The organism is Methylosinus sp. PW1 (genome assembly GCF_000745215.1).
Lineage (GTDB): Bacteria > Pseudomonadota > Alphaproteobacteria > Rhizobiales > Beijerinckiaceae > Methylosinus.
Genome location: NZ_JQNK01000008.1, coordinates 657,946 through 670,129, shown reverse-complemented (window position 1 = coordinate 670,129; position 12,184 = coordinate 657,946). Strand labels below are relative to the sequence as shown.

The 12,184-nt window shown below is 64.5% G+C and carries 12 protein-coding genes and 1 tRNA gene; 4 read left to right on the top strand and 9 right to left on the bottom strand.

Annotated elements, in window-relative coordinates; all coding sequences use genetic code 11:
- Nucleotides 1-46: 46 nt before the first annotated feature.
- From K369_RS08865 to hslV, 3 genes are all read right to left on the bottom strand, one after another.
- Nucleotides 47-122 (bottom strand) — tRNA-Ala (locus K369_RS08865).
- 120 nt (nt 123-242) lie between these two features.
- A complete protein-coding gene (gene hslU, locus K369_RS08860; protein ID WP_036289976.1) occupies nt 243-1,550 on the bottom strand; it encodes an ATP-dependent protease ATPase subunit HslU in 1,308 nt (435 codons plus the stop codon).
- A gap of 18 nt (nt 1,551-1,568) precedes the next feature.
- Nucleotides 1,569-2,135, bottom strand: a complete 567-nt coding sequence (gene hslV / locus K369_RS08855; RefSeq protein WP_036289972.1) for an ATP-dependent protease subunit HslV — start codon at nt 2,133-2,135, stop codon at nt 1,569-1,571.
- Nucleotides 2,136-2,226: 91 nt separating this feature from the next.
- Here hslV and K369_RS08850 point away from each other — a divergent pair, with 91 nt between their 5' ends.
- Nucleotides 2,227-2,877 carry a class II aldolase/adducin family protein gene (locus K369_RS08850; protein ID WP_036289970.1) on the top strand — a complete coding sequence of 217 codons (651 nt, stop codon included), beginning with the start codon at nt 2,227-2,229 and terminating at the stop codon, nt 2,875-2,877.
- 203 nt (nt 2,878-3,080) lie between these two features.
- On the opposite strand, the gene mtnA is transcribed toward K369_RS08850, so the two are convergent.
- The 3 genes from mtnA to K369_RS08835 all read right to left on the bottom strand — a co-directional run bounded on the left by mtnA (nt 3,081) and on the right by K369_RS08835 (nt 6,347).
- Entirely contained in the window at nt 3,081-4,169 is a 1,089-nt protein-coding gene (mtnA, locus tag K369_RS08845) for an S-methyl-5-thioribose-1-phosphate isomerase (protein ID WP_036290472.1), read from the bottom strand.
- A gap of 121 nt (nt 4,170-4,290) precedes the next feature.
- On the bottom strand, nt 4,291-4,581 hold the full coding sequence (locus tag K369_RS08840; RefSeq protein ID WP_036289966.1) for a hypothetical protein: 291 nt from the start codon (nt 4,579-4,581) through the stop codon (nt 4,291-4,293).
- A gap of 548 nt (nt 4,582-5,129) precedes the next feature.
- Nucleotides 5,130-6,347, bottom strand: a complete 1,218-nt coding sequence (locus K369_RS08835; RefSeq protein WP_371033305.1) for a polyhydroxyalkanoate depolymerase — start codon at nt 6,345-6,347, stop codon at nt 5,130-5,132.
- 125 nt (nt 6,348-6,472) lie between these two features.
- Here K369_RS08835 and K369_RS08830 point away from each other — a divergent pair, with 125 nt between their 5' ends.
- Nucleotides 6,473-7,141, top strand: a complete 669-nt coding sequence (locus K369_RS08830) for a glutathione S-transferase family protein (RefSeq protein ID WP_036290469.1) — start codon at nt 6,473-6,475, stop codon at nt 7,139-7,141.
- Between the two features lie 33 nt (nt 7,142-7,174).
- Here the strand turns inward: K369_RS08830 and K369_RS08825 are convergent, their stop codons facing one another.
- Nucleotides 7,175-7,408: a hypothetical protein gene (locus K369_RS08825; RefSeq protein ID WP_156967810.1), complete on the bottom strand. Its 234-nt coding sequence runs from the start codon at nt 7,406-7,408 to the stop codon at nt 7,175-7,177.
- A 158-nt stretch (nt 7,409-7,566) separates the two neighbouring features.
- On the opposite strand from K369_RS08825, the gene K369_RS08820 reads away from it, so the two are divergent.
- Together K369_RS08820 and K369_RS08815 are read left to right on the top strand one after the other, a co-directional pair.
- Nucleotides 7,567-8,313: a hypothetical protein gene (locus K369_RS08820; protein ID WP_036289958.1), complete on the top strand. Its 747-nt coding sequence runs from the start codon at nt 7,567-7,569 to the stop codon at nt 8,311-8,313.
- 60 nt (nt 8,314-8,373) lie between these two features.
- Nucleotides 8,374-8,943, top strand: a complete 570-nt coding sequence (locus K369_RS08815) for a transposase (RefSeq protein WP_245278142.1) — start codon at nt 8,374-8,376, stop codon at nt 8,941-8,943.
- Nucleotides 8,944-8,961: 18 nt separating this feature from the next.
- Here K369_RS08815 and K369_RS08810 read toward each other — a convergent pair whose 3' ends face one another.
- Nucleotides 8,962-10,872 carry a S9 family peptidase gene (locus K369_RS08810; RefSeq protein ID WP_036289955.1) on the bottom strand — a complete coding sequence of 637 codons (1,911 nt, stop codon included), beginning with the start codon at nt 10,870-10,872 and terminating at the stop codon, nt 8,962-8,964.
- Between the two features lie 147 nt (nt 10,873-11,019).
- A complete protein-coding gene (locus K369_RS08805) occupies nt 11,020-12,147 on the bottom strand; it encodes an IS630 family transposase (RefSeq protein WP_036289952.1) in 1,128 nt (375 codons plus the stop codon).
- Nucleotides 12,148-12,184 lie beyond the last annotated feature (37 nt).

The window sequence follows — 12,184 nt, the reverse complement described above, 5'->3', positions numbered from 1 at the left end:
TCTGATTACAAAGGAAGCTAGGGAATACCGTAGCTTAGGAGAGTTTTGGTGGAGCCAGACGGAATCGAACCGACGACCTCTTCAATGCCATTGAAGCGCTCTCCCAACTGAGCTATGGCCCCACTTTTATCGCCGCCCTCTCTGGGGTGAGGGCGGGGCGAACCGCGGCGTCGCCGCTGCAGCGCGAGGGCTGTATAGTGCAGCCCGTCGCGCGCCGCAAGCCCGCTTTTCGTCCTTTCTCGTCAGAGAATGAAGCGGCTCAAATCGCGGTTCTTGGCGAGGTCGCCGATATGCTCCTCCACATAGGCGCCGTCGATCGTCACCGTCTCGCCGGCGCGGTCGGAGGCGGAGAAGCTCACCTCGTCCAGCACGCGCTCCATCACCGTCTGCAGGCGCCGCGCGCCTATGTTCTCCACCGAGGAATTCACCTGCACCGCGACGCGGGCGATGGCGTCCACCGCCGACGGCGCGATCTCCAGCGCGACGCCCTCTGTCGCCAGCAGCGCCACATATTGCTTGGTGAGGCAGGCCTCGGTCTCGGTGAGAATGCGGCGGAAATCCTCCTCGTCGAGCGAGGCGAGCTCGACTCTGATCGGCAGGCGGCCCTGCAGCTCCGGCAGGAGATCGGAGGGCTTGGCGACATGGAAAGCGCCGGAGGCGATGAACAGCACATGGTCGGTCTTCACCGGCCCGTGCTTGGTCGCGACCGTGGTGCCCTCGATCAGCGGCAGCAGGTCGCGCTGCACGCCCTCGCGCGAGACATCGGCGCCGCCCCTGCCCTCGCGAGCGCAGATCTTGTCCATCTCGTCGAGGAAGACGATGCCATTATTCTCGACCTCGGAAATCGCCTCGCGGATGCTCTCCTCCTGATCGATGAGCTTGTCGCTCTCCTCGGCGAGCAGCGGGCCATGGGCCTCCTTCACCAGCATTTTGCGGCGCTTCGGCCGGCCCTGAAACGCCTTGCCGAAAATATCGCCGATGGAGAAGGCGGAGACGCTGGCGCCGGGCATGTTCGGCAGCTCGAACATCGGAACCTGCGGCCCCGATTGCGCCAGCTCGACCTCTATCTCCTTATCGTCCAGCTCGCCGGCGCGCAGCTTCTTGCGGAAGGAATCGCGCGTCGCCGGCGAGGCCGCCGGGCCGACGAGCGCATCGAGAACGCGCTCCTCCGCCGCGAGCTGAGCCTTGGCCTCGACGTCCTTGCGCCGACGCTCCTTCACCAGCAGGATCGCCACCTCGACGAGATCGCGGACGATCTGCTCGACATCGCGGCCGACATAGCCGACCTCGGTGAATTTCGTCGCCTCTATCTTGAGGAAAGGCGCATTGGCGAGCTTGGCGAGACGCCGCGCGATCTCGGTCTTGCCGCAGCCTGTGGGGCCGATCATCAATATGTTCTTCGGCAGCACCTCTTCGCGCATGGAGCCTTCGAGGCGCAGCCTGCGCCAGCGATTGCGCAGCGCAATGGCGACGGCGCGCTTGGCGTCCTTCTGTCCGACGATGAATCGGTCGAGCTCCGAGACGATCTCGCGCGGGGAAAAATCGGCCATATCAGTTCCTCGGAAAGCTCAGATCGATTCGAGCACGATGTTGCGATTGGTGTAGACGCAGATGTCGGCGGCGATATCCATCGCGCGCTTGGCGATCGCCTCGGCCTCTATCGGCTGATCGAGCAGCGCGCGCGCCGCGGCCAGCGCAAAATTGCCGCCGGAGCCGATCGCCGCCACCGAGCCATGCTCGAAGGCTTCCGGCTCCAGCACGTCGCCGGCGCCGGTCAGCGTCAGCCCCACCTCGCGATCGGCGACCAGCATCATCGCCTCGAGCCGGCGCAGATAACGGTCCATGCGCCAATCCTTGGCGAGTTCCACGCAGGCGCGCGTCAATTGCCCGGGATATTGCTCGAGCTTGCCCTCGAGCCGCTCGAACAGAGTGAAGGCGTCGGCCGTGGCGCCGGCGAAACCGGCGATCACATCGCCCTTGCCGAGACGCCGCACCTTCTTGGCGTTCGCCTTGACGATGGTCTGGCCGAGGCTCACTTGTCCGTCGCCCGCGATGACGGTCTTGCCGTTCTTTTTCACCAGAACGATGGTCGTCGCGTGCCAGCTCGCCGGTTTCGTATTTTGTTCTTGTGTCATCCGAGCCTCGGCTGGAAAAAGAGTCTCGAGGATGTAGGGACTGAGGCGTCGCTCGGCAAGGGGCGCGCCCGCGGCTGGGGAGTACCCGATCATGACCGAAGAGAGCAAGCGCGAGGCGATCGTCGAGGCGGCGCGGAGCATGAATGCGCTCGGCCTCAATCAAGGAACCGCCGGCAATATTTCGGCGCGCGACGGCGACGCCATGCTGATCACGCCGAGTGGAATCTCCTACGCCACAATGACCCCGCAGATGATCGCGCGCATGCCGCTCGCGGGCGACGGCGTGTCTGAAGGACCGCTGGCGCCTTCCAGCGAATGGCGCATGCATCGCGATATCTTACGCGCGAGGCCGGATGTGCAGGCCGTCGTGCATACGCATTCCATTTATGCGACGACGTTGGCCACGCTGCGGCGAGACATTCCGCCCGTGCATTATATGATCGGGATTTTCCGCACCTCGCGCATTCGCTGCACCGATTACGCGCCCTTCGGCACGCAGGCGCTCTCCGATCTCGCCGTGGAAGGATTGGGCCGCGCGCATGGCGTGCTGCTCGGCAATCACGGCATGATCGCGCTCGGCGAAGGATTGGAGCGCGCAATGTGGCGCGCGGTAGAGCTCGAGACGCTGGCGCGACTCTATTATCTGGCGCGCATCGCCGGCGAGCCGGTGCTGATCTCCGAGGACGAGATAGAGAGCGAGATCGTGCGTTTCGAGAATTACGGATTGAAGTCCGCTAAGTGAAATCGCGTCGTTCTCTCCTTCTCCCGCTCGCGGGAGAAGGTGGCCCTCGCGTCAGCGAGGGTCGGATGAGGGCGGATGAAGCTGCGGTTCGTATTCGAAAAGCGAAGATAAAGATTAGTATCAGATCACATCGGACCCTCATCCGACCCGGCTTCGCCGGGCCACCTTCTCCCACGAGTGGGAGAAGGAATCGCGCACATCGGTTACGCTAAATCAGGAAACAATCCGCGCAGTCCCGCCTCGCTCGCGGCGCACACGCCGCGCTCCGTTATCAACGCGCCGACGAGGCGCGCAGGCGTCACGTCGAAAGCGTAATTGGCGGCGGGCGAACCTTTCGGCGTCACTTGCACGCGCGTCACTGCGCCATTGTCGGCGAGGCCGGAGATATGCGTCACCTCGCTCGCATCGCGCTGCTCGATCGGGATTTCGGCGACGCCGTCGCGCATCGCCCAATCGATTGTCGAGCTCGGCAGGGCGACATAGAAGGGCACGCCATTGTCATGCGCGGCGAGCGCCTTCAGATAGGTGCCGATCTTGTTGCAGACATCGCCGATGCGCGTCGTGCGGTCGCTGCCGACGATGCAGAGATCGACGAGCCCGTGCTGCATCAGATGGCCGCCCGTGTTGTCGGCGATGACGGTGTGGGGAATCCCTTCGCCCGAAAGCTCGAAGGCGGTGAGGCTCGCGCCTTGATTGCGCGGCCGCGTCTCGTCGACCCACACATGCAGGTCGATTCCATCGCGCGCCGCCTTGTAGATGGGCGCGAGCGCCGTACCCCAATCGACGGCGGCGAGCCAGCCGGCGTTGCAATGGGTGAGAATATTGACCGGCCGGCCCGGATGCTCGGCGGCGGCGGCGCAAATCAGCGTCGCGCCATGGTCGGCGATCGCCTCGCAGCAGAGCGCATCCTCATCGGCGATGGCGGCCGCCTCGCCGAAGGCCAGCGCGCGCCGGTCCGAGGGAGCCGCGGAAAGCAGCAACCTACGCATGCGGTCGAGCGCCCAGCGCAAATTGACGGCCGTGGGGCGCGCCGCGGCGAGCCGCGCATGGGCCTCGTCCAGCGCCGAGTCGCTCGGATCGACGGCCGCGGCGAGCGCCAGCCCATAGGCGCCGGTGACGCCGATCAGCGGCGCGCCGCGCACGACCATGGTCGCGATCGCGGCGACGGCGTCGTCGAGCGAGGCGAGCCTTTTGGTCTCGAATCTGTGGGGGAGCTTGGTCTGGTCGATCGCCTCGACGCTTCCGTCGGCGTTTTCCCAGATGGTGCGGTAGTGGCGTGAGTCGATGCGCATCGCGGCGGCGTATCCGGCGGAGTCCTGCTCCACGCCTAGCCTATGGCCGGCGCCCTGTCGACCTTTCGCCCGAAAGCGATCGGGCGGCCTGCGCTTTCGCGCCGCCGCCCGCCGGGTGAGATCAAGCGGCGCGCTTCAGAGCGGCCGGGGTGAGAGCCCATGCGCGGTCAGGAGTGGCGACCGGGCTCGCGGGAGCCTCGACCTGCAGCGGCGTGGCCCAGGCGCTGGCGACGATCGCCATTTTGGCGCGCAGGGAACGCTCGTTCCACCACCAGACGAGGAAGCAGACGGCGGCGATGCCGAAAAGCGCGGTGAAGGGCTCGCCGGGGAGGAAAGACAGGTCGGGCGCGCATTCCTTGGCGTATTCGCAGGCGTCGGACCAGTCCTGAAACCAAGTCTTGATCGATTCCATAGTGACCTCGTCTCGCCTTCGCAGCCACCGTCGAACGGGTCGGAAGGCTTCTCTAAATTACGATTTCGGCGGCGCGGCGCGGGAACGATGCCCGACGGAGCGGGCCGAAATTCAGTGAACTTAGAATATTGCGCCGCACAAAAACTTCAAGGAAAAATTCCCGTCGGGCTATAGAGGAACGTAATGATCCAGTAACCTTCACGATGCCTCAACAGCCACTATATATTATTATAATTCAGATATTTATATGAGGTCATCCACCCCCGGCGAACGCCCTGCCCGCGCCCTTGCGGCGCCGCCGTGACGCCCTGCAACAATTTGTCACAGTCCCGGCCTCGGCCGGCCCGGCGCAGGCTGTCCTGATTGTCGCTGCAACGGATGGAGCGGCCCCGCCGCGCGCCTTCTGAAAAGCGGGCCGCCTGCCGATTGGGCGCTCCGATGGAGACAGGCTCGCGCCCGCCGCGGACAAATATCCGCACCGACCGTCTCGCCACTTTGCTCAAAGAAGCTTCGTCAGGGAAGGCGCGGCGAGCGCAGCCTTCGCCCGCTCACAGGCTGTTCTGGATGTGGTCGCGCACCACGGGGTAGATCTGATTGTCCCAGCGCTTGCCGTTGAAGACGCCATAATGGCCGACGCCAGCCTGCAAATGGTGCGACTTCATATAGGGACGCAGGCCGCTGCACATATCCTGGGCGGCGAGCGTCTGGCCCACGGCGCAAATATCGTCCTTCTCGCCCTCCACCGTGAGCAGGAAGGTCTTCTTGATCGCGCGCGGCGTCACCTTGCGCCCTTTAAAAAGCAGACTGCCTGCAGAAAGGGCATTTTTGTGGAAGACGGTCTCGATCGTCTGCAGATAGAAATCCGCATCGAGGTCCATGATCGCGAAATATTCCTCATAGAAGGTGCGGATGCGGTCCGCCTTCTCGTGATCGCCTTCGACGCGATGGCGGAAGAGATCGATGAAAGCGTTGGCGTGGCGCTCGGCGTTCATGCTCATGAAGCCGGAGATTTGCAGAAAGCCTGGATAGACGCGCCGCCCCGCCCCCGGCAGCATCCGCGGCACAGTGCCGATCACATTGTTGTGAAACCATTCGATCGGCTTGGAGACGGCGAATTCATTGACCTTGGTCGGCGACACGCTGACATCGAGCGGTCCAGCCATCAGCGTCAGGCTCGCCGGCTGCGCGGGGTCATTGTCCTCGGCCATTATCGAGACGGTGGAGAGCGCGGCGACCGTCGGCTGGCAGACCGCGACGACATGGGCGGGCGGGCCGAGGAAGCGCAGAAAATCGATCAGATGCTGGACGAACTCGTCCATGCCGAAAACGCCCTGCGAGAGCGGTATGTCGCGCGTGTTGATCCAGTCGGTGACGTAGACGTCGTGGTCCTGCGCGAGCGTGCGGATCGTGCCGCGCAGCAGAGTCGCGAAATGCCCGGACATGGGCGCGACGAGCAGCACGCGCGGGAGATTTTCCGCATCCTTGCGCACGAAGCGCAGCAGCTGGCAGAAGGGCGTCGAATAGACCGGCTCCTCTATCACGTCGATAACGGCGCCATTGTGTGTCGTGATCTGCGTGACGCCATAGTCGGGACGCACATGCGTGAAGCCGAGCAGCGAGACCAGCTCGCAATAAGCCTCGAAGCACCGCAAAGGCGAGGCGTAAGGCGTCGATTTCCATAGGCGAGCCAGTCGCTCGCCGCTCGCCGCCGCCAGACGAAGTCGATTGCTCACGTCGGCGTAGCTCTGATATGCGTCATACATCATGCGGCTGAGCGAAACCTTCCGTTACCGATGGGGCAGGTCGAGCAAGCCCCGTGCCATGGACGGGCTCTAGCATGGCACAGCGCTTGCTGCACAGTCCACCAAAGGAAAAGGAGGAAGCGTTTCTCATGGCGGCGAAAACGGCGGCGACGACGACGCTCACGATCAGCAGCAAAAACTATTCGTCTTGGTCCTTGCGGGGCTGGCTGATGGCCAAGCTCTCCGGCGTCGCTTTCGAGGAAATCGTCGTCAGCCCCGACGATGTCGCGGCGCGCGCGGAAATACTCCTGCTGTCGCCGTCCATCCTCGTGCCATGCCTCACGCATGACGGCGCGAAGATTTGGGACACTCTGGCGATCGGAGAGTTCTTGAACGAGATCGCGCCGACGGCGGGACTATTGCCGACCGATCGCATGCGCCGCGCGCATTGCCGCTCCATCTGCGGCGAGATTCACTCGGGCTTCACCTCGCTGCGCTCGGCGCTGCCGATGAATCTGAAAGGCCATTTCCCCAAGTTCAAGGTCTGGTCGAAGGCGCAAGGCGACATCGCGCGCGTCACGCAGATCTGGCGCGAATGCCTCGAGACCTATGGCGGGCCTTATCTCTTCGGCCAGCTCTCCATGGCCGACGCCATGTACGCGCCGGTGGCGACGCGCTTTCGCACTTACGACGTTCCGCTGGACGACGTCAGCCAGGCCTATTGCGACCGCATTTTCGAATTGCCGGCGATGCAGGAATGGATCGCGGCCGCGCTGCTCGAGAAGGAAGAGATCGAGGAGCTCGAGGTCGAGTTTTGAAGCTCGCGCCTCGCGCTCTTTAGACATCCCCGCCTATCGATCGCGCCACCTGCGCCGGGGCGCGACATAGATCGAGCGCCCTGAATAATACGGCTCCGAATAGCTCGGATAAGCATAATAATATTGCGGCTCGTAATAGGCCGGGGCCTGCGGCGTGGCGGCGTAATATTCCGCGCGATCGGTGAAATCATTATGCGCCTGCGCAGCGCCGGCGACGCCGAAGACTGCGACGGCGGCCGCGGCCAGTTTCGACAGGTTTCGTCCCATGACGTCCTCCCCTTTGCGCGCCCGGCCCCGAAGCGGTAGAAAACGCGCGAGCAGGATGCGAGTTCCGGCCGCCGACATTTTGGGGGACTCGGCGGCTTGCTCATCGTTATGTATCATGTTTACATAACATCAACGAGAGCCACGACCCGAGCGCGCCCATGACCGATCCGACACCGACCGCCGACGGCCCCTCCTCCTTCTTCAACGCTATGGCCGACGCCTTCGACGCGACGATCCGCGAACGCCGCGCGCGGCCGGAGTTCATCGGCGCGCTGTGCCTCCAGGCCTTCGACAGCTTCGAGGGCAATCTCGTCATTCAGACGGAAGGCGCGCCGGCCATCGCCTGCGCCGGCGATTGTCCCGCCTGCTGCGTGCTGCGCGTCGTCGCCACGGCTCCCGAGGTGTTTCTCATCGCGCGTTTCGTCAACGCCAATCAGCGCGCGCTGGCGCAGCGCGGCGTCGATCTGCCGGGGCGCATAGGGGCGATCAACGCTTTCGCCAATGGCTGCTCGGAGAGCGCGCGCATGGCGCTGCGCCAGCCCTGCCCTTACATAGAGGCCGGCCTCTGCCTGCTCTATCGGCTGCGGCCGCTCGCCTGCCGCGGCCACGCCTCCTATGACAAGAACGCCTGCATCGCCGCGACCAGCGGCCATGACGCCGACACCGCCGTCTCGACGCCGCATCTCATGGTCCGCAGCATGGTGCAGAATGCGCTGATGTCATCGCTGCGCTCGGCGAGCCTCGCCTGGCGCCTCTATGAGCTCAATGGCGCCGTCGCCATAGCGCTCGACGATGCGGACGCCGAGCGGCGCTGGATCGCGGGCGAGGACCCGCTGCTGCCCGCGGCCATAGCGGATTTCGCCGCCGCCGAGATCGGCTCGACATTCGACTCGTTGCGAAGCTGACGCGGCGCATTTGGCGGGCCTGACGCGGCGCATTTGCCGAGCATGGCGAAAATGTGGGATATGAGCGTCTTACGACAGGCGCTCTCTCTGGCGACGCTCATGCTCTCGGCCGTCATACTCGCATTCGACACGCCCCCGGCGACGGGCGGGCGCGCCCGGGAATCGGCCGAGCGCGACGCGATCGTGCGCACGCTCGCCTCGCTCATCGACGCCTGCGTCGCCGGCCTCGTCGCCGACGCCGTGCTGGTGGGGCCGCCCGACTCCGGCCTCGGCATCATCGCCGAGGAGGCGGGCTGCGGGCTGGTGGAAGCCGTCGACGCGCGTTCCGGCCTCGCCCGCGCGCTGCCGGCGATGCGCTATCCCGATGTGCTGGTTCTGCGCGCCGGCCATGCGCCGGAGCGCGGCTTCGTCGATGAATTGCGCGACGCTCTGTCCTATGGCGAGCAGGGCCGCGCGCTGGTGCTGCGCGCGGCGCCCAGCTCGCTGCTGACGCGCATCGCGCCACGGCTGGCGGAAGCGGTGGGCCTCGTCGCGCGGCGCGAGGATTTCGGCGCCGCCGGCGATCTGGCGACGCTCGCCAAAAAGCTGCGCGCGACCGAGCTGACGACGAAAGCCCGCCGCGCGATCTGACGTAACGTCAGGCTCGCTTCATGGCAACGCCAGCTCCGACGCGCCCTTCTCTATCTTCAGGCTGCTCGCAGCAAGCTCCTCCGCGCGCACCGGCTCGGCGCGGCCGCCGAGATGACGGGCGAGGAAATTCTCCGCGACGGCGTGGTAGGAGAGCGCATTCTCCGGCCGCGCGAAGCCATGGCCCTCGTCGGGATAGAGCAGATAGGCGACGGGAATCTTCTTGGCTTCCAGCGCCGCCACCATCTGCTCGGCCTCGGCCTTTTTCACGCGCGGATCATTGGCGCCTTGCGCGATCAGCAGCGGCTTGGCGAGACGATCGGCGAAATTGAGCGGCGAGCGCTCGCGCAGCAGCGCGCGCCCCTCCTCCGTCGCCGGATCGCCGAGCGCCTTCACCAATTGCGCGCGCGCAGATTCCCAATAGGGCGGAATGGTCGCGATCAACGTCTCGAGATTGGACGGGCCGACGACATCGACGCCGCAAGCATAGCGCTGCGGATTGCGCGTGAGGCCGACCAGCGTAGCGTAGCCGCCATAGCTGCCGCCCATTATGGCGATGCGGCTCATATCGGCGACGCCCTGCCTTATCGCCCAATCGACGGCGTCGTTGAGATCATCGTCCATGCGCCGGCCCCATTCGTGATCGCCGGCGTTGACGAAGGCCTTTCCCAGCCCGGTCGAGGCGCGGAAATTCACGCTGAGCACGGCGTAGCCGCGATTGGCGAGCCATTGATGCGTGGCGTTATAGCCGAAGGAATCGCGCCCCCACGGTCCGCCGTGCACATAGAGCACCATGGGCTGCGGCGCCTTCGCCTCCGCCGTCTGCGGCAGAGTGAGATAGCAGATGAGATCGAGCCCATCGCGCGATTTGATCGTCACCGGCCGCATGGGCCGCAGCGGCGCGCCGATGAGCTGCGGCCGCGCATGATGCAGCAGGCGCAGGCTCTTCGCGCGGCGATCATAGAGATAGGAAGCGGATGGGCTGGTGTCGGATTGCGCCGAGACGGTCCAGAGCGAATCGTCCTCAGTGCGGCTGCCGATGCTCCAATCGCCGATGTCGCGCGCGTTCAGAAAATCGATATCCGCCTTTATGCGATCGTCGAGCGCGACATATTCGAAGCGCTCGCGCTCGACGCTATAGGCGAGCGGCTCATAGCTATCGCGATCGGCGATGACATGACCGAGATCGGCCTTGTCGCTCTCGGCGATGAGCTTGGTTTCGCCAGAGGCGACATCGACGCGAAACAGCGCCGCCTTGTCGCGCCCGCGGCTGTCGCGCAAGAACAACGTCTTCGCCGCGGCGTCGAGATGCAGCGGCGATGATGTGCGCGCATCCTCCGGCGAGAAGATGATCCATTGGCTCCAGCCGCCGGCGCCGTCGGGACGCAAAATCGCGCTGCTTCCATCCTTGCCGCTGCGCAGCGCGAGGCGCGGCGTGAGATCGTCGTCATGGATGAAGCCGGCGAAGCCTGGATTTTCTTGCACCAGCGTCAATTCGCCGGTGGCGAGGATCGCCGAATAGAGATCGTGAAAGCGCTTGTCGCGGCGGTTGATCGAAAGAAGGATTCGATCGCGAATCTTGCGGCTGGTTCCGCTGACGCGCGCGGCGACGCCCTCGAAAGGCGTGAGATCGCGCGCGGGTCCGCCCTCGGAGTCGACGACATAGACGTGAAAATTCTCGTCGCCGCCCTCGTCCTGCATGTAGAGCAGGCTGTGGCCGTCATAGGCCCAGGAGAAGTTCCGCACGCCGCGCTTGCGATCATGGGTGACGACGCGCGCATCCTCGAGACGATCGAGCGGCGCAACGAAAATATTGAGCACGCCCGCATCGGGCTGCAGCCAGGCGAGCCGCCGCCCGTCCGGGCTCAGCCGCGTCCCCGCCTTGGTCGGATTGCCGAACAGATGCGCTCTGGGAATGAGCTGGTCGGGCATTGCAATCGATCTCCGCAAAATCGAAACCGCTTCGAAGAGCGAGCCTCTAAGGCTCGCGGTCCAGGGAGCGCTTTGGACCGCGAGCCTGAAGGCTCGCTTCTCAGTCGAACAATGATGCGAGACGCTAGTGTCCTGATTCAGAAATTTCTATCCAGCTTTCGCGTGGAGGTCGATTGTACGACGACAGAAGCGTTCGATTGACGCCAGGATGTCGTCGGCTGACTTGGTCCAGCGCAGCGGTTTCGGATCGGCGTTCTGTTGGGCGAGGAAAGCCTTGATAGCGGCGATGAGGTCTTTGACAGACTTGTGCGCGCCTGGCTTGATCTGCTTCTCGGCCAGAAGCGCAAAGAAGCGTTCGACCTGATTGATCCACGACGACGATGTCGGAGTGAAATGCATGTGCCAGTGCGGCCGCTTGGCGAACCATCTGCGGATCATTTGCGTCTTGTGGCTCGAAGCATTGTCCATCACGACATGAATGTCGAGGCCGGAGGGAACATTGCGCTCGACTTCATCGAGAAACTTGCGGAACTCCTGCGCGCGATGGCGCGGCATGCACGTGCCGATCACGCTGCCAGCCTTCACGGCCGTCTCGGCCGTGACAGCCGCGATGAAGCCGGCAAATAGCGTCGTTGTGCCGTGCCGGTCGTAGTCGTGCGTGCGCCGCTCGACCTGTCCGGGGCGCATCGGCAGCAACGGCTGCGTTCGATCGAGCGCTTGTATTTGGCTCTTTTCATCGACGCATATCACCAGCGCCTTGTCGGGCGGATCGAGATAGAGACCAACGATGTCGCGCACTTTCTCGACAAATTGCGGGTCGGTCGAAAGCTTGAAGGTCTCGGTGCGATGTGGTTGCAGGGAGAACGCACGCCAAATGCGATGCACCGACGAAGTCGACACGCCCGATGCTTTCGCCATGCCGCGCGTGCTCCAGTGCGTCGCGTTCTTGGGCTGCGTTTCAAGTGTCTTGGTCACGATCTCTTCGACGCGGTCGTCGCCGATCTTGCGTGGCGCGCCACAGCGCGGTTCATCGTCGAGACCATCGAGACGGTGCTTGGCGAAACGCTCGCGCCATGTGCGCACGGTCTGCCGTGTTACGCCGACCGCGGCCGCGATCTCGCAGTTGTTGAGCCCCTCGGCGGCCCGCAACACGATCTCCGCGCGCTGCGCATCCCCGCGCGCTACCTTGCGTCGCCGAACGAGCCGGTTGAGGTTTTCCCGTTCGACCTCGCTCAGCTCGATCTTGGTCGCTTTGGTCGCTCTGCCCTTCGCCATGTCCGCCCCTCCGAATCTCCATTGGGACCAAAGAATC

Bases quoted from the DNA above. Each gene is read 5' to 3' on its own strand.
- hslU (WP_036289976.1), bottom strand. From the start codon at position 1,550: ATGGCCGATTTTTCCCCGCGCGAGATCGTCTCGGAGCTCGACCGATTC.
- hslV (WP_036289972.1), bottom strand. From the start codon at position 2,135: ATGACACAAGAACAAAATACGAAACCGGCGAGCTGGCACGCGACGACC.
- K369_RS08850 (WP_036289970.1), top strand. From the start codon at position 2,227: ATGACCGAAGAGAGCAAGCGCGAGGCGATCGTCGAGGCGGCGCGGAGC.
- mtnA (WP_036290472.1), bottom strand. From the start codon at position 4,169: ATGCGCATCGACTCACGCCACTACCGCACCATCTGGGAAAACGCCGAC.
- K369_RS08840 (WP_036289966.1), bottom strand. From the start codon at position 4,581: ATGGAATCGATCAAGACTTGGTTTCAGGACTGGTCCGACGCCTGCGAA.
- K369_RS08835 (WP_371033305.1), bottom strand. From the start codon at position 6,347: ATGATGTATGACGCATATCAGAGCTACGCCGACGTGAGCAATCGACTT.
- K369_RS08830 (WP_036290469.1), top strand. From the start codon at position 6,473: ATGGCGGCGAAAACGGCGGCGACGACGACGCTCACGATCAGCAGCAAA.
- K369_RS08825 (WP_156967810.1), bottom strand. From the start codon at position 7,408: ATGGGACGAAACCTGTCGAAACTGGCCGCGGCCGCCGTCGCAGTCTTC.
- K369_RS08820 (WP_036289958.1), top strand. From the start codon at position 7,567: ATGACCGATCCGACACCGACCGCCGACGGCCCCTCCTCCTTCTTCAAC.
- K369_RS08815 (WP_245278142.1), top strand. From the start codon at position 8,374: ATGAGCGTCTTACGACAGGCGCTCTCTCTGGCGACGCTCATGCTCTCG.
- K369_RS08810 (WP_036289955.1), bottom strand. From the start codon at position 10,872: ATGCCCGACCAGCTCATTCCCAGAGCGCATCTGTTCGGCAATCCGACC.
- K369_RS08805 (WP_036289952.1), bottom strand. From the start codon at position 12,147: ATGGCGAAGGGCAGAGCGACCAAAGCGACCAAGATCGAGCTGAGCGAG.